The organism is Leeuwenhoekiella aestuarii, from assembly GCF_004104055.1.
Taxonomy (GTDB): domain Bacteria; phylum Bacteroidota; class Bacteroidia; order Flavobacteriales; family Flavobacteriaceae; genus Leeuwenhoekiella; species Leeuwenhoekiella aestuarii.
The window spans coordinates 473,330-491,370 of sequence record NZ_QOVJ01000003.1 but is presented as its reverse complement, the minus strand read 5'-3'; the positions used below and the strand labels follow the sequence as shown (position 1 = coordinate 491,370).

Here is an 18,041-nt window from a genome sequence, read left to right as displayed (position 1 = left end):
ATATAAAATAACGAAACAAATTTAGATGTGGTATAAAATTATCTCGATCCTTAAGTAAACTAAAACAAACTACTTTGAGATTTTAAACCCTTTTGGCGGTGCCAATAAAAAACCGCCCGGGACATCACCTCCGGGCGGTTTCTAGTTTGAAACACTTCCGATATCAAGAAGAAGTGCTGCAAACCACCTCAACACTAACTAAATTTTAGTTCCAGCCACCACCTAGTGCTTGATACATATGCACATAAGCGTTCATCTGATCCATTTTGGTTTCTACTAATTCGAAGTTGGATTCTAAAGCATCACGCTGAGTCATCAAGACTTCCATATAATCTGCGCGTGCCGATGAAAACAACTGTCCCGAAATAGTTACCGAGCGGTTCAAAGCTTCAACCTCCTGAGATTTCAGATCAAAGCTTTTACTCAGATTATCTACCTTGGCAAGCTGATTGGCCACTTCGATATAGGCATTCAGTACGGTTTTTTCATAATCGTAAACCGCCTGTACCTGCTTGGCACTTGCACTTGCATACGAAGCTTTGATCTCATTCCTGTTGATCAACGGCGCGGTCAATTCACCGGCGATAGTATACAATAAAGACTCTGGTGTATCTAATAAATACTTAGGATTGAACGCCTCAAAACCCACTCCTGCAGAAATACCTAATGATGGATAAAAACGGGCCTTAGCAACTTTCACATTCAATTTAGAAGCTTCTAAAGCCAGTTCTGCTTGTTTGACATCAGTCCGATTTTCGAGCAATTGGGCAGGAATACCCGCTTGAATTGCCTTAGGAACCATGGTTAACAATTGTTCTGAACTGCGTTCTACGTGCTGCGGAAAACGACCTACCAGAAAGTTGATGCGGTTTTCTGCTTCTACAATACGCTGCTGAATGTCAAACTGCAAACTTTTGGTATGTAGAACTTCAGCTTCAAATTTACTTACCGCAAGACCTGTAGCCCGGGCCGCTTCTTTTTGTAAACGCACAATGCGATAAGCATTACTCTGTATCTCAATATTTCGGTTTACGATTTCAAGCTGGTTATCAAGAGCAAGAAGTTCATAATAACTTTCAGCGATCTCGCCTACTAATTGCGTAACCATAAAGTTTCGGCCTTCAACACTTGATAAGTAATTGAAAACTGCTGCCTTTTTAGCATTGCGTAACTTCTTCCAGATGTCTAATTCCCAGGTCGCCTTTAATCCAAATTCATAATTAGGCAACGGTTCCGGAAATTCTTGTCCGGGTCTGATATCAGTATTTGCATCATTAGCTCCCTGACTGGTATACCTACCTACCTTTTCCGTTTCGGCACCTGCACCAAAACCTACAAAAGGCAAGTATTCTCCTTTTTTGGCTCTGATTTCTGCTTTAGAAACCGCAATCTCCTGAAGCATCATATTCAACTCCTGATTGTTTACCAAAGCAGAGTCTACTAAACGCGTCAGGTAAGGATCTGTAAAATACGCTTTCCATTGTATCAATGCGGTATTAGTAGTATCTGCATTACCTCTGGCGAAGTTCTGAGGGAGGTCTTTTAAATCGACCTCCCGTTCTAGTACGCTGGGTGCTTTACAGGCTGAAAAAGCCAGTAAAACAAACACCACTGCGCTAAATATATAAGGGGTTTTATTTATCTTCTTGATCATCTTCTTCTGAATTTGAAAAACTATCTATTTCGTGTACAAAGCCCTCTGTTAAAGAACCGTCTTCTTCGTCTTTAATTAACTTTCTTCCGTCTGCAAGAGAGCCAAATATGAAGTACAATCCGGGAACAATAACAACCCCGAAGATGGTACCAAACAACATACCTCCCAGTGCAGAACCACCTATGGTATGGTTACCTATCGCACCGGCTCCTGAAGCAAACAGCAGCGGAATCAACCCGGCGATAAAAGCAAACGAAGTCATTAAAATAGGTCTGAAACGTACTTTTGCACCTTCTATCGCAGCGTCTAGGATTGTCGCTCCCTGTGAACGTTTCAATACCGCAAACTCTACGATAAGCACGGCATTTTTACCCAGAAGACCTACCAGCATAATAAGACCTATCTGTGCGTAAATGTCATTCTGAAGTCCCATCATCTTGAGCACCATAAAAGAGCCGAAAACCCCGACAGGTAACGAGAACACAACTGCTAGTGGTATGATGAAACTCTCATATTGTGCCGCCAAAACAAAGTAGACAAACACCAATACAATTAAGAAAATGTAAATAGACTCGTTACCACGATTAGCTTCGTCATAAGAAAGACCTTCCCAACCTATATCATAGCCTTTAGGCAATGTGGTTGCGGCAACTTCTCGAATAGCTTCAATAGCGTCTGCTGTAGTATATCCAGGAGCCGGAAGCCCTCTGATCGCAGCAGAATTGTACATATTAAAACGCGTAACTTCGTTAGGACCTTGTGTTTTCTTCAAAGTCATAAATGCTGAATACGGCACCATCTCTCCCTCATCATTCTTGACAAACATATTTAAAACATCAGAAGGAAGTCTTCTAAACTTAGGATCAGACTGTACATAAACCTTGAAGAAACGACCAAACTTAATAAAGCCTTGTTCATAGGTACTACCTATCATAATGTTCAGGTTTTCCATAGCATCACCTACAGAAACTCCTTTTTGCATAGCCAGATCATTATTGATCTCTAGCTCGTACTGCGGATAGTTTGCAGCAAAGAAGGTGAATACACCCGTAAGCTCTTTGCGCTCTTTTAAATGCTCTATAAACTCCTGATTGATTTTATCAAAATCCTGATAATCAGTCTCGGTATTCTCATCCAATAAACGCATAGAGAATCCACCAGAAGAACCAAAACCAGGGATTGCTGGTGGCTCAAAGAACTCGATTATTGCACCAAGACCTTTAGATTTTTCCTCAAGCTCTTCCATGATCTCAGTTACATCATGCTCCCGTTCTGACCAGGGTTTTAAATTGATCAAACACGTACCCGCATTAGATCCACGACCTTCGGTCATAATCTCATAACCCGCCAGTGAAGAAACAGATTCTACACCATCTACGTGCTCAGCAATTTTCTGAAGCTCTAAAGAAACTTTATTGGTACGCTCTAAGGTTGCACCCGGAGGTGTCTGAATAATCGCATAAATAGTACCCTGATCTTCACTAGGTATAAATCCGGAAGGCAGATATTGACTTTGTACAAAAATACCGATGCAGAATGCGATTAGAATTCCAAAAGTCAACCAGCGCCTGCTAACGATTTTCTTAAGAAGAATCACATATTTACCGGTAAGTTTATCAAAAACACTATTGAATTTATCAAGCGAACGGGATAAAATATTGCGCTTTTTCTCTTTACCGTGATTGTTTTTCAAAAGCATGGCACACAATACCGGTGTAAGGGTAAGTGCAATTAATGCTGAAATCACAATCGAACTCGCCATCGTGATCGAGAACTGTCTGTAAAACGTACCTACCGGTCCAGACATAAAGGAGATAGGTAAGAATACCGAAACCATAACCCCGGTGATCGCGATAATCGCACCACTTATTTCACCAAGAACCTGCTGTACTGCTTTATAAGGTGAAATATGGGGATGCTCTGCAAACTTAGCATGCACCGCCTCGACGACGACAATCGCATCATCTACCACAATACCAATGGCAAGTACGAGTGCAAAGAGGGTTACCATATTTATCGATATCCCAAAGAATTGAATGACAAAAAATGCCCCGATCAAAGAAACCGGTACTGCAATAATTGGGATCAATGTAGAACGCCAGTCTCCTAAGAAAATAAACACTACAAGTGCCACTAAGATAAAAGCATCTCTAAGTGTATCTATCACCTGCTCTATTGAAGAATCTAAGAATTTAGAAACGTCATAACTGATCTTATAATCCATCCCGGGAGGAAAATCAGCTTTCATTTCTTCAAGCTTTTCTTTTACCTCATCAATTACATCACTTGCATTACTACCGTAATTTTGTTTCAGTACGATAGCCGCAGAAGGATGACCGTCTAAATTGGAGTAAATATCAAAGAATTCACTTCCCAGTTCTACTTTACCAATATCTTTAAGCCTGATGCTCTCACCTTCTGAATTAGCTCTGATGATGATATTCTCGTATTGTGAAGGTTCGTTATACCTTCCTTTATAGGTCAATACATATTCCAAGGACTGTGCCTCAATACCCGAGCTTCGTCCCAGACGTCCCGGTCTACCTACAATACTTTGCTCTTGCATCGCTTTCATCACTTCATCTACCGAAATGTTGTAAGCACGCATACGGTCTGGGTTTAACCACACACGCATCGCATATCTACGGCTACCTAAAATCTGAGAACGTGCAACCCCCTTAAGACGGTTGATCTCGGGTATCATTTTTACATTGGCATAATTGTACAGAAATTTTTCATCCATACTTTTTTCCTTAGAATACAGGTTCACATACATCAACATACTAGGCTGTATGGGTGTAATAACTACCCCTTCTCGCTGAACCAACTCAGGCAAGAGGGGCATAACCTGGTCAACCCTGGTCTTGACCCGCACGACCGCCTGATTGGGATCTGTACCGGGTTCAAAAATAATTCTCAGGGTTGCTTCACCGGCACTGGTCGCATCGGTGGCCATATAACGCATCCCTTGTACTCCGTTGATGGAGTTCTCAAGAGTTACTAAGGTTGATTTTACTAATACATCTGCACTCGCACCAGGATAAGCAATAAAGATATTAACCGTGGTGGGTGCGATTTGCGGGAACTGGGATATAGGCAGCTGCTTGATCGCGAGCGAACCTATAAACACGATAATAATAGAAATTACTATCGCAAATACGGGTCTGTGAATAAATCTACTAAACATTTTTTTCTTTTTTAGAGCGGTGATTACTCGGCATAAAGCTCTAAATCAGCCATGGCCTCATTAGGGTCTTCTACTTCATACGCTATTTTATCATTCTCTCTAACCAGGCGTAAACCTTCTAAAAGAATTTTATCGTTAGTGCTCAAGCCTTCTTTAACGGCATACAAATGCGGCATCTCTTCAGCGATAACAATTTGCTTAGAGTGAACAGTACCTTCGTCGTCTATCACATAAACATATTTTTTATCCAAAACCTCAAAAGTTGCTTTTTGTGGAATTAATAGCGCTTGATCCAACGGAATGGTTACGTGAACATTACCGGTTTCCCCGTGTCTCAACAATCCGTCAGGGTTAGGGAAAGTCGCTCTAAATGGAATATTACCGGTCTCATTATTAAAATCTGCTTCTATAGTTTCTACGATACCGGGATGACCAAAGAATTTATTATTAGCCATAAGCAATTGTACTTTAGGCTTGGTAGAATCTTTCAGGGCAGCTTTGTAGTCTAAATATTCTGCTTCCGGAACATTGTAGTAAACCCACATAATGTTATTATCTGAAAGATTGGTAAGCAACTCTCCTTCATCAACCAGACTACCTAAACGTACGTGAAAACGGTCTACAATACCATCAAAAGGTGCTCTGATCTGTGTGAATTCTAGATGTACCTGCGATAAAGACAATTCTGCATTTGCCTTTTCAAGTTTAGCTTTAGCCATCGCCAGTTCATTAGGAGCCACAACATTACTGTCTGCAAGTTTTTTTGTGTTTTGGTATTCAATTTCTGCAAAGCGGGCTTCGGCTTTTGCTTTTTGCATTTCTGCCTCATAAAGTTTTGGCATAATCTGAAATAACAACTGCCCTTTTTTTACAGATTGTCCTTCATCTACAAAAATTTTCTGAAGATACCCTCGCTCCTGCGCACGCAATTCAATATGACGGCTGGAGTGAATTTGGGATACATAATCTTTTGTGATGACGGTGTCTTTTACAACAGGATTAGTAACCAAAAAGGTTGTTTTTTCTTCGTGTTCTTTGTGTTCTGACTTACAGCTCACGTGCAACAACAGCGCACCTAAGCCAAACATCATGAGAATTTTTTTCATGTGATGTGAATTTTACTTTAAAAATTAAAATGGATTTGATGCTTTTTCGGAATGAAAAAACACAGGATTTTCCGCTTAGTTTGAGAATCTAAGTGTGAGGTAAACTAATTGCGAAAAATGCGTTTAGCCCAACTAAATTGAGCGTGAAAAGAAGTTAAAATCAAAGTCTGAATACCTGAAACAAAAGGTAAGGCTTGACTGCAGCACTAATAGAAGATCGTGCTTTAGATTTTAAATGCTTGTATTTAAAGTAAAAACATCTGGGAGCAGATGTCTGGGTAGCTAAAATAGAAGTGTTTAGACTTTGTGTCTGCTTGTCTTTAGAAACAGAATCACTGCTTTCTTCGATCTCAAACTCAGCCATTCTAATTTCAGGGCTGTGCTTGTGATTCACATCGAAATGGAAAAATTGCTGACTGTATAATGAAGCTTCAGCATTATATTCTATAGCGGTGTTTGCACGAGCAGGAAGAGTGGCTCCACCGGACAGCTGCACAAAACCAGCTAAGAAAATAATAAATGAATATATGAGCTTCATAAAGTCTTTTTAGAAACAAGACGATGCAAAATTAAAAGAAGAACAAGCAAAGCACCAAATTTGTAAGTGAAAAGTTTTTACGAATAATCTAATTCTCAATATTTCACCATAATAAAATCTATAAAATCAAAAAAACCTGCTCAAATTATCATTTAAGCAGGTTTTTAATTAAAACGTTAAGTTTTTAGTTATTTAATATCCAGAGCAGTTGAATACTTGCGCATTTTGGCTTTGATTTCTGCAAAACCGGGATTGTGAATACTACCAATATGGGTATGGCTTTTACCGGCTTCAGGCTTATAGGTACCGGCCTGTACCTGCCCACCTATTTCCTGATAAGCTTCACGAAAGGATTTACCTCCAACCACCAGATCATTGATGCTGTCTACCGTAAACAGGTATTTATATTTGTCGTCATTCAGGTCAATTTCTTTAACCTGCACCTGCCCGATTGCATAGTCAAAAATCTCCAGAATATCTTTCATCGACTCTACAGCATTGATGGTGTTTTCTTTCAACAATTGATAATCGCGGTGGTATCCACTGGGCAGGTTATTGGTAATGAGAACCATCTCGGTACTTAAAGCCTGGATTTTATTACACTTCCCGCGTATGAGTTCAAAAACATCGGGATTCTTTTTATGCGGCATAATGCTGCTTCCGGTAGTCAATTGCTCCGGAAAGCTTACAAAGCCAAAATTCTGACTCATATACAAACACACATCCATCGCAAAGCGTGAAAGCGTATTGGCCAGACTTCCCAAAGTGGAAGCCAGCGTACGCTCACTCTTACCGCGAGCCATCTGCGCAGCAACCACATTGTATTTCATCGTGGCAAAGCCCAGCTCTTTAGTCGTCATTTGGCGGTCAATAGGAAACGAACTTCCGTAGCCGGCTGCAGAACCTAACGGATTTTGATCTACAATATCCTGCGTGGCATTAAGAAGAATGACATCATCAATAAGTAATTCTGCATAGGCGGTAAACCAAAGTCCAAAACTGCTAGGCATCGCTACCTGTAAATGTGTATATCCAGGTAACAATTTGTTTTGGTGGGTTTCCCCCAAATGCATCAAAGTTTCAAAAAGCGAAATCGTACGGGCCTTAATCTGCTGCAGCTGCTCTTTGTAATACAATTGCAGGGCCACTAAGACCTGATCGTTACGCGAGCGTGCTGTGTGTACTTTTTTACCAGTTTCGCCCAGAATAAGGGTTAATTCGGCTTCTAGCTTAGAATGAATATCTTCATACTCGGGTTCAATAAAGAAGTCGGGGTTTTGGGTGTGCGCCTCGAGTATATCCAGTTGGGGCAATAAATCCTTAAGCTCCTGACCTGTCAGAATACCAATTTTATTTAACATTTTTACGTGCGCGCGGGTTGCCTGCACATCGTATTTCGCAATATGGGTATCAATCTCTCGATCATTACCTACTGTAAAATTGATGATCTTGTCATCGATGTTTGCTCCTTTATCCCAAAGTTTCATATCTCCTTTTTTTTTATTTCCGCCCTTCGACTATCGCTCAGGATAAACTACAGACTGGAAATCTTATTGTCCTCCCCTAAACCCCTCTCAGGGAGGGGGAACTTTTATTTCGTGAAATTAAAATCGCTGGCGATTTTAAAGATGTTAGTATTATTTCTATTCCCGCTAATCATTACCCCTTCGGGGCTATGGGGATTATAATATGCTTTTCAGCAAATCTATATAAATCTGTATTCCTTCTTCGATTTCGTTGACGTAAATAAACTCATCTGCACTGTGTGAACGCGTACTGTCTCCGGGCCCTAACTTAAGAGACGGACACGTCAATACGGCCTGATCGCTCAACGTAGGCGAACCATAGGTACTTCTACCCAAAGCAATACCGGCTTTGACCAATTCGTGCTCCTTAGGTATAGAAGACGAGTTTAGGCGCAAACTACGCGGTATAATTTCATCACAGGGTGCCTGAGCTTGTAACATATCTGCAATTTCCTGATTGGAATATTTATCATTTACCCGTACATCTACAACGAGATCCACATCTGCAGGAACTGCATTGTGCTGCTTCCCGCCTTTTATCTGGGTAACGGTCATTTTTACTTCTCCCAAAGCTTCAGAAGTTTTATCAAACTCAAAAGCCTTGAACCATTGCAATACCTCTATACAGTTATAGATCGCGTTGTTATCATTCGGATGCGCGGCGTGAGACGGAGTCCCTTTTACTTTGGCATCAAAAACCACCAGGCCTTTTTCGGCGATAGCCAAATTCATCAAAGTTGGTTCACCTACGATTGCCACATCTATATGTGGGATGACTTCCAGCATACTGTTAAGCCCGTTAGGACCACTGCTCTCTTCTTCTCCGCTGGCTACAATAACCAGATTGTATTTTGGGTTTTCCTGAGCATAGAAATAGGTAAATGTGGCTATTAACGAAACCAAACAGCCACCGGCATCGTTACTTCCTAAACCGTAAAGCTTTCCGTCTTCAATATCCGGACTATAGGGATCTCGGGTATAGCCATTATTAGGCTGAACCGTATCGTGATGACTATTCAGTAACAAGGTGGTTTTACCTTCCTCAAAGTTTTTGTTGGTTGCCCAAATGTTATTGGCTTGCCGCTTAAAAGGGATATCGTGTGCTTTAAACCAATTCTCGATCAACGCAGCGGTACCCTCTTCTTCTGAAGAAAAAGACTGCGTTGCAATCAGGTTTTTTAATAATTCTATCGCCTCTTGCGTAAGTGTTTCTATGCTCATTGCAGTCGTAAGGTTGTAAAATTAGTATTCCTATTCTTTAGCATTTCGGGTTTGCCTAGTTGTACCTGGTGTACGCCGCCTTTAAGCGCATAAAAGCAATTTTCAAGCTTGGGAAGCATCCCATCTGCTATAATCTTATCATTGAGTAATTCGGTATATTTTTCTGAATTGATGTCTTTTACTACCGAATTATCATCATTAATATCCAGCAATACTCCGGCTTTCTCAAAACAGTAGTTTAAAGTCACCTCGTACTTTTCTGAAAGACCAATCGCGAGTTCACAAGCAATGGTATCTGCATTGGTATTGAGCAGTTGTCCCTTACCATCGTGCGTGATTGCACAAAAAGCAGGTGTGATCCCAATGCTCAACAAGTTATCAATCATTTTGGAATCTACCGCGACAACATCGCCCACAAAACCAAAATCAATATCCTTCACAGATCGCTTTACCGACAGAATCGTATTCCCATCAGCTCCAGAAAATCCAATAGCATTACAATCACGAGCCTGAAGACCGGCAACAATACTCTTGTTTACTTTTCCGCCGTAGACCATCGTGATGACTTCAACGGTTTCGGCATCGGTGATGCGGCGACCATTAGTCATCTGTACGGGTATATCAAGGCGTTCTGCAAGCTGTGTCGCCAATTTGCCTCCCCCGTGAACCAAAATTTTGGGTTCAGGCAAAGCCGCAAAAGCATCTAAAAAAGCCTGTAAATCTTCCTCTTTTTCGATGATGTTTCCGCCTACTTTGACGACGTTAAGCTTTTTCATACTTCCTTTTTAATTCAGATTCTCTAAAATCTTTTTCAAAACCACCTGTGCCGAAAACGTACGGTTATTGGCCTGCTCGATCACTACAGAATTGATTCCGTCTAAAACCGCATCTGCAACAATCACATTACGACGTACCGGTAAGCAATGCATAAATTGGGCATTGCCTAGTTTCTCAGGTGTGATCATCCAATCGGAATGTGTTTCCGGCGTAGCCGAAACTTTTCCATAGTCTTTATAACTGCTCCAGTTTTTGACGTAGACAAAGTCGGCATCTTCGAGTGCTTGATCCTGATCGTAGTTTACTGAAGTATCTTTGATAATCGCATCGCTGAGCTCATAGCCTTCAGGATGTGTGACCGTAAGATCTACATCCATTTTTTGCATCATCCCGATAAACGAATTGGCCACGGCATGTGGCAAAGCTTTGGGATGTGGCGCCCAACTCAACACGACTTTAGGCCGTTTCTTTTGAGAAAGCTCTGTTATGGTAATGGCATCTGCCAGTGCCTGTAAGGGATGTGCGGTTGCACTTTCCATATTGACAACAGGTACCGAAGCATACTTCACAAAATTGGAAATCACATATTCCGATTCATCTTTAGCTTTGTCTGTTAGCGTAGGAAACGCTCGCACCGCGATCACATCGCCGTATTGCGAAATCACCTGAGCGGCTTCTTTGATGTGTTCTGAAGTGTCGGCATTCATTACGGTGCCGTCTTCAAATTCCAGTTTCCAGGCGTCACTGTTAAAGTTCATCACGGTGACGTCCATTCCCAGGTTACAAGCTGCTTTTTCGGTACTTAAGCGCGTGCGCAAACTGGAGTTGAAAAACAACAGTATTAAACGCTTACGCTTTCCTAATTCTTCAAAAGCGTATGGATTTTTTTTGAGTTCGCGAGCTTCCGCGATGAGTTCCTGTAGATCGGTAATGTCGTCTAAACTGGTGTATTTTTTCATTAGTTGATTCCTGTCAAAGTTTATATTTAGCAGCCGAAATCTCTGCTTCTCCCCACCCCTAACCCCTCCCCAACTGGGGAGGAGAATTTGAGCAATATTTTAATTAAAATTCTTGGGTTTATAATTTATCTAATTCGATTTTGAGTGCTTCAAAGAACTGATCGATGTGTTCATTCTGCACCGTTAAAGGCGGAAGAATACGAATCAGGTTTTTGTTTTTGGCACTTCCTGTAAAAATATGCTGATCGTAAATGAGCTTTTTACGCAAAGCTGCAGTATCAAAATCAAATTCGATGCCCAGCATGAGTCCGCGGCCTTTTACGTTTTTGATCTGCGGAATTTCAGTAGTTTTTGCTTTAAAATGATCAGAAACTAGCAGCGCATGCTCCATTAGGTTTTCTTCTTCTAAAACTTCAAGCACCGTTAGCGCAGCAGCACAAGCCAGGTGATTTCCACCAAACGTAGTTCCCAGCATTCCGTACTCTGCTTTGATTGAAGGATGAATGAGAATTCCACCAACCGGAAATCCATTCCCCATACCTTTGGCCATAGAGATCAGTTCCGGCTCTACGTTGTATTCCTGAAACGCGAAAAACTTACCCGTACGCCCAAAACCCGCCTGTACCTCATCTGCGATTAAGCAGGTACCGGTCTCTTTACAGAGCTTATCCACACCTTCGTAAAATTCAGCAGTGCTGATGTCTAAACCACCTACACCCTGAATAAACTCAACGATCACAGCACATACATCGCCTTTAGCCAGAACAGCTGCAAGCGCATCGAGATCGCCCAGTGGCAAAAACTCCACTTCCTGCTGTGCGTTGATAGGCGCTACAATTTTAGGGTTATCGGTCGCGGCAACTGCTGCAGAAGTTCTTCCGTGGAAACTGTTGTGAAAGGCCACAACCTTTTTTCTTCCGGTAACAAAAGAGGCCATTTTTAGCGCATTCTCGTTCGCTTCTGCCCCACTGCTACACATAAACAACTGGTAACCGGGACAATTGGCCTGTTTCGGCAATTTTTCGCCTAAAGCCTCTTGTAAGGGGTTATGCACTGCATTGCTGTAAAAGCCGATGTCGTGCAATTGCTTGGTTAGATTTTCAATGTATTTGGGATGCCCGTGACCTATTGAGATCACTGCGTGGCCCCCGTATAAATCTAAATACTTTGTAGGTGTGGCATCATAAACCCAGACGTCCTGAGCTTTTATAGGTGTGACATCATAAAGTGGGTAAACATCAAATAAACTCATTATTTCTGGTCTGTTTTTATAACATTAATTTTGTTGAAGGAAGCCACCATTCCCTGAATTAAAGACGAACTCAAGCCTTTATGCTCCATTTCGTTCAAGCCTTCAATGGTGCAGCCTTTTGGAGTGGTTACGCGGTCGATTTCTTCTTCCGGATGGTTACCCGAATCGATGAGTAATTTTGAAGCACCGTTACAGGTATGCATCGCTAGTTCCTGAGCTTCTTTGGCATCAAAACCAAGCTGAATCGCTGCCTGAGTGGTTGCACGAATCAGACGCATCCAGAACGCAATACCGCTGGCACAAACAACCGTTGCTGCCTGCATTTGATTTTCCGGAATTACCAGACTGTTTCCCAAACGGTTAAAAATAGCCTCAGCGATTTTGATACGCTTCATCCCTTTTTCATTACTCGCTAAACAAGTCATCGAAGCGCCCACAGCAATCGCCGTATTGGGCATCGCCCTGATGATAAACTGATCGGTACCCACGATGGCTTCAATTTGCGAGATCTGGTAGCCGGTAATGGTTGAAATCAACACATGCTTATCAGTCAGCTCTTCTTTGATATCGTGCAAAATAGCTCCCAACTGTGCGGGTTGTACCGCAAAAATGATAATATCTGATTTCTTCACCGCCTCAACGTTATCTGAAGTCACAAACACATTCTTATACTCCGCATACGACGCAATACCTTCCGGATTACGGCGGGTCATATAGAGTGTTGTGATTGCATTGTTGGTGATCAACCCTTTTGCGATGGAAAGTCCTAAGTTTCCGGTACCTATAATTGCTATTTTCATCTATAATATCTTTTTATCATTCCCGCGCAGGCGGGAATCTTTTAATCCTCACCCCCAGCCCCTCTCCAAAGGAGAGGGGAGTTGGATTTATTTTTTAAATATTATTTTCATTTCTGCCCTTTGGCTTATGCTCAGAATAATATGGTTTTTAATATCTCTATAGAGGTTAGAAATAACTTCCTTTTAAATTCAATCCTTCTGTTTGGGGAAGGCCAAAAATCAGGTTCATATTTTCTACTGCCTGTCCTGACGCGCCTTTTAGCAGGTTATCAATACAACTCGTTATCAACAGTTGATTGTTGTGTTTGTGCAAATGAATCAGGCATTTATTAGTATTTACCACCTGCTTCATATGAATATCGTTATCCGAGACAAATGTAAAGGGTGCATCGGCATAAAAATCTGTGTAGACTTTTTTGAGGGCTTCTAAATCTCCATCAAATTGGGTATAGGCTGTTGCGAAAATTCCTCTTGAAAAATTTCCCCGATTGGGAAGGAAGAAAATCTCCTTGTCAAATCCGCCTTGTAACTGACCAACGGTCTGATTGATTTCGCCCATATGCTGATGCGTAAAGGGCTTGTAATACGAAAAATTGTTATCTCTCCAGGTATAATGCGTGGTCGCTGAAAGCGAAGTTCCTGCGCCCGTAGCTCCGGTTACCGCATTGATGTGCACATCTGACTCAATCTTACCGGCATCAGCTAACGGAAGTAAGGCCAACTGAATTGCTGTGGCAAAACACCCCGGATTAGCGATAGAACCGGCTTCTTTGATCGCGCTTTTATTCAATTCCGGTAAGCCATAAATAAATTCACGCCCTTGAAATTCCGCGTCGGGTTTTAGGCGAAAATCATTGCTTAGATCAATAATAATGGTGCTTTCGCTAAAAACATTTTGTTCTAAAAAGGCTTTAGAATTCCCATGTCCCAAACACAGGAAAACCACATCCACGTCAAAATCAACAGCATCTGCAAATCGAATATCGGTACTGCCTAAAAGATCCTGATGTACATCGCTTAGCAGGTTTCCGGCATTAGAGGTACTGAAAACAAAACTTAAATCAACATACTTGTGATTCAGTAAAATTCGAATCAATTCACCCGCAGTATATCCCGCACCACCTACAATTCCTGCCTTAATCATGAATTTCCGTTTACGTGGTTGTAAATCTTATTTTGATTCCCTGTGATCTTGATAAATCCTTTGGCATCATCTGCCGTCCAGCCTTTATTCATTTCGCCGTAGGCGCCAAAAGAAGCATTCATCAAATCGTGATCCGATTTGATTCCTTCTAATGTAAAACGATAGGGTTGTAAGGTCACATAAACCTCTCCCGAAACATTTTTCTGACTGTCGGTTAAAAATGCCTCTATATTGCGCATTGCGGGATCTAAGTACTGTCCTTCGTGCAGATGCATTCCGTAGAAATTAGACAAATACTCTTTATGCTGCATTTGCCATTTGGTAAGCGTATGCTTCTCTAACAAATGGTGTGCTTTTAGAATAATCACGGGAGCCGCAGCTTCAAAACCTACACGGCCTTTAATCCCGATGATGGTATCACCCACGTGAATATCGCGACCGATTCCAAACGGAGCCGCTAGCTTTTGAAGTGTTTCAATATTTTCAACCGGAGTGCCCGATTTTCCGTTCACCGCGGTAAGTTCTCCTTTTTCAAAAGTTAAGGTCACCTGTTCTGCTTCGCTTTTTTCTACCTGAGATGGAAAAGCAGATTCCGGTAAACCTTTGTGCGAGGTCAGGGTCTCGCTACCGCCTACTGAAGTCCCCCAGAGTCCACGGTTTATCGAGTACTGTGCTTTCTCCCAGGACATCTCTACGCCGTGACTTTTTAGGTAATCGATCTCCTCCTGACGGGAAAGTTTCAAATCTCGAATAGGCGTAATAATTTCGATTTCGGGAGCCAGAGTTTGAAAAATCATATCAAAACGCACCTGGTCGTTTCCGGCTCCGGTGCTTCCGTGCGCTACGTATTCGGCACCAATAGATTTTGCATAATTGATGATCTCAACCGCCTGAATGATACGCTCTGCACTAACAGAAAGTGGATAGGTATTGTTCTTCAAAACATTACCAAAAATCAGATACTTAACTACTTTATCGTAAAAGCGGTCAACCGCCTGAACATTTTTATAGGTTTTTGCACCAATTTTTAATGCCTTTGATTCAATATCGTTGATTTCTTCCTGAGAAAATCCACCGGTATTGATGCTCACGGCGTGAACTTCAAATCCTTTTTCCACGGAAAGGTATTTAGCGCAATAGCTGGTGTCTAATCCGCCACTGTAGGCGAGAACTAATTTTTTCATTATACTTATTTATTCTGAAATACTCCTTTAACTGAAAGTAATGTTCTTATTCGTCTTTTTTTTTATCCTTTTTCAAAAACAGATGCTCCTTTATGCTCTTCAAACGGGTAAAGGCCTTAGGATTCATAGTTTTGTCTTTTTTAGCTTCTGAGCCTGATGACTTAGCCGCCTCCAGTTTTTTCTTTTCCTCTTTTTCAGGATCGTACAACATCCCGGTACACAAGCACATTTTCTGCTCCGTACGCTGTAGGATATCGTAATTACGACAGGTTTGACAGCCTTTCCAGAATGTAGGATCATCGGTAAGTTCTGAGAAGGTAACCGGTCTGTAGCCCAGATCTGAATTGATCTTCATTACGGCAAGACCTGTAGTGATACCAAAAACTTTAGCATCAGGATATTTCTCCCGAGAATGTTTAAAAATGGCTTCCTTGATTTGTCTGGCCAGTCCGCTACCTCTATAATCGGGATGTACGATGAGTCCGCTGTTTGCCACAAATTTACCGTGGCCCCAGGCCTCGATGTAGCAAAAACCGGCAAACTTATCACCATCTAAAGCAATGACGGCATTACCGTTTTCCATTTTTGTGATGACGTATTCCGGAGTACGCTTAGCGATTCCTGTGCCACGTACTTTAGCTGATTCTGCGATCGTATCGCAAATATATTGTGCATATCCCGCGTGGGATTTGTTAGCAATAACAATTTCCATATTCTGTTGAATTGGAAGTTAGAAAAAAAGTGAAATAATAATTTGAATTGAAGACGGAACCGGACTCACCTAAGTTCCCAAGAAAACTGCACCCACTAGGGGCGGCGGCGCTCATGGCGACGTACAGGGATTAATATCATTGTAGTCCTGGAAGTTTCAGGATACAAAAATGAAATACCAGCCTCTGCTGCTTCTTTCAATTGTATGATATGTTTTTTAATTCCCTTCATTGGTACTGCTAAAATACAAAGTAGATTTAAATGACCGTCCCATTTTACAGGGAAATGTCACCTAAATCTACTTTTTTATGATTTCTTTAGATTTCTATCCAAATTACTGTGCTCACTGATTATTATTTAATCAAAATCTCGATTATGAACGATTACAATAAGTAATCGGTGCTTACAAAGTTTGATTTCTTAGTATCTAGCAGCTCATTAAGTATTGCATTGTTGTATGCATTGTCTTTTGAGGCTAAAAACGTTCGTATTGAAAAAGAACGTAAGGCATCATGAACACTCAAGGTTCCCACCGCTGAATCTTTTCGACCGGTGAACGGGTACACATCAGGACCACGCTGACACGAACTGTTTAAATTCACACGACATACCAGATTCACTAAAGTGTCAATTAGCGGAGCCAAAGCTTTTACATCTTTACCAAAAAGACTCACCTGCTGCCCATAATTAGACTCAGCCATATCATCTAAAGGCTCATCGATATGTTTAAAGGTTAGCACCGGAATAACGGGCCCGAATTGCTCCTCTTTGTATACTTCCATATCCTTATTTACCGGGAATAAAACTGCCGGCCAGATAAAATTCTCTGAATGCTCACCACCCTTTTCATTGAGAATTTCGGCTCCTTTAGCTTTTGCATCATCAATCAATCCCTGTATGTATTCGGGTTTTGAAGGTTCAGGTAATGGAGTAAGGTTTACACCATCTTCCCAGGGTAATCCAAATTTGAGCGCATCAACTGCTTCAGCAAATTTACGGTTGAAGGTTTCAGCAATGTTTTCGTGTACATAAATTACTTTAAGCGCAGTACAACGCTGTCCGTTAAACGAAAGCGTTCCCGCAATACATTCGGCTACCGCCAAATCTAAATCGGCATCCGGAAGAATAATCGCCGGATTTTTAGCTTCCAAACCTAAAACAAGACGCAAACGGTTTTGCTTGGGATGTAACGCCTGAAGCGCATTAGCCGAAGAACTGTGACCGATTAAGGCTAATACATCCACTTTACCGGTTTTCATAATGGGTGTGGCTACTGCTCTACCGCGACCGAATAAAATATTTACTACTCCCGGAGGAAAACTTTCCTGAAAGGCTTCAAGCAACGGAGTGATTAATAAAACACCGTGTTTCGCTGGCTTGAATACCGCAGTATTCCCCATAATTAATGCTGGAATCAGCAGGCAAAATGTTTCATTTAGTGGATAGTTGTACGGCCCCAGACAAAGCACAACACCTAATGGCCCTCTGCGTATGTGGGCGTGGATTCCGGCTTGTTTGTGGAACTTGGCACTATCCCGATCCATCTCCTTATAGTCTTCAATGGTATCGAGAATATATTCTACTGTACGGTCAAATTCCTTCTGAGAATCGGGATGATTTTTACCTATTTCCCACATCAGGAGTTTTACAATAAGCTCCCGCTTTTCTTTCATTTTGGTAACAAAAGTCTGCATACACTTGATGCGATCTGCTACTTTCATCGTAGGCCAAAGTCCCTGACCCCGGTCATACGCCTGATGCGCAGCATCTACCGCAGCGATGGCTTCTTCTTCTCCCAGACTAGGTATAGAACCCAAACGCGTGGGTTTTCGCTCGCCGTCAACATCGGTATGAATACTTGAAAAAACATCTGCTGTTTCCCCCTTCCAGTTAAACAGCTTTCCGTTAATTAAATAATTACGCTGCTCAATAGGCTCTACACTAAACTCGTTTGGTATTTCTGAAGTTAATTGTTTCATTTG

14 protein-coding genes are annotated in these 18,041 nt (G+C 41.6%); all 14 read right to left on the bottom strand.

Annotated elements, in window-relative coordinates:
* Positions 1-205: 205 nt before the first annotated feature.
* Positions 206-1,654 (bottom strand): TolC family protein, encoded by a 1,449-nt coding sequence (locus DSM03_RS11030; protein ID WP_128760573.1) that lies wholly within the window; start codon positions 1,652-1,654, stop codon positions 206-208.
* A complete protein-coding gene (locus tag DSM03_RS11025) occupies positions 1,635-4,841 on the bottom strand; it encodes an efflux RND transporter permease subunit (protein ID WP_128760572.1) in 3,207 nt (1,068 codons plus the stop codon). The genes DSM03_RS11030 and DSM03_RS11025 overlap by 20 nt, the downstream gene beginning before the upstream one ends.
* A gap of 23 nt (positions 4,842-4,864) precedes the next feature.
* Positions 4,865-5,947, bottom strand: coding sequence for an efflux RND transporter periplasmic adaptor subunit (locus DSM03_RS11020; protein WP_128760571.1), 1,083 nt, complete (start codon positions 5,945-5,947; stop codon positions 4,865-4,867).
* A 160-nt stretch (positions 5,948-6,107) separates the two neighbouring features.
* On the bottom strand, positions 6,108-6,485 hold the full coding sequence (locus DSM03_RS11015) for a hypothetical protein (protein ID WP_128760570.1): 378 nt from the start codon (positions 6,483-6,485) through the stop codon (positions 6,108-6,110).
* A gap of 188 nt (positions 6,486-6,673) precedes the next feature.
* A complete protein-coding gene (gene argH / locus DSM03_RS11010; RefSeq protein ID WP_128760569.1) occupies positions 6,674-7,972 on the bottom strand; it encodes an argininosuccinate lyase in 1,299 nt (432 codons plus the stop codon).
* Positions 7,973-8,167: 195 nt separating this feature from the next.
* Positions 8,168-9,232: a M20 family metallo-hydrolase gene (locus DSM03_RS11005; protein WP_128760568.1), complete on the bottom strand. Its 1,065-nt coding sequence runs from the start codon at positions 9,230-9,232 to the stop codon at positions 8,168-8,170.
* On the bottom strand, positions 9,229-10,008 hold the full coding sequence (gene argB / locus DSM03_RS11000; RefSeq protein WP_128760567.1) for an acetylglutamate kinase: 780 nt from the start codon (positions 10,006-10,008) through the stop codon (positions 9,229-9,231). Before argB ends, DSM03_RS11005 begins: the two co-directional genes overlap by 4 nt.
* 9 nt (positions 10,009-10,017) lie before the next feature.
* A complete protein-coding gene (locus tag DSM03_RS10995; protein ID WP_128760566.1) occupies positions 10,018-10,968 on the bottom strand; it encodes an N-acetylornithine carbamoyltransferase in 951 nt (316 codons plus the stop codon).
* 118 nt (positions 10,969-11,086) lie between these two features.
* Positions 11,087-12,220 carry an aspartate aminotransferase family protein gene (locus tag DSM03_RS10990; RefSeq protein WP_128760565.1) on the bottom strand — a complete coding sequence of 378 codons (1,134 nt, stop codon included), beginning with the start codon at positions 12,218-12,220 and terminating at the stop codon, positions 11,087-11,089.
* Entirely contained in the window at positions 12,220-13,020 is an 801-nt protein-coding gene (gene proC / locus DSM03_RS10985; protein ID WP_128760564.1) for a pyrroline-5-carboxylate reductase, read from the bottom strand. The genes DSM03_RS10990 and proC overlap by 1 nt, the downstream gene beginning before the upstream one ends.
* 166 nt (positions 13,021-13,186) lie before the next feature.
* Complete coding sequence (gene argC / locus DSM03_RS10980) at positions 13,187-14,164, bottom strand: N-acetyl-gamma-glutamyl-phosphate reductase (RefSeq protein WP_128760563.1); 978 nt, start codon at positions 14,162-14,164, stop codon at positions 13,187-13,189.
* Entirely contained in the window at positions 14,161-15,348 is a 1,188-nt protein-coding gene (gene argG / locus DSM03_RS10975) for an argininosuccinate synthase (RefSeq protein ID WP_128760562.1), read from the bottom strand. The genes argC and argG overlap by 4 nt, the downstream gene beginning before the upstream one ends.
* Positions 15,349-15,394: 46 nt before the next feature.
* Complete coding sequence (locus tag DSM03_RS10970; RefSeq protein ID WP_128760561.1) at positions 15,395-16,060, bottom strand: GNAT family N-acetyltransferase; 666 nt, start codon at positions 16,058-16,060, stop codon at positions 15,395-15,397.
* Positions 16,061-16,442: 382 nt separating this feature from the next.
* On the bottom strand, positions 16,443-18,038 hold the full coding sequence (locus DSM03_RS10965) for an NADP-dependent glyceraldehyde-3-phosphate dehydrogenase (RefSeq protein WP_128760560.1): 1,596 nt from the start codon (positions 18,036-18,038) through the stop codon (positions 16,443-16,445).
* Positions 18,039-18,041 lie beyond the last annotated feature (3 nt).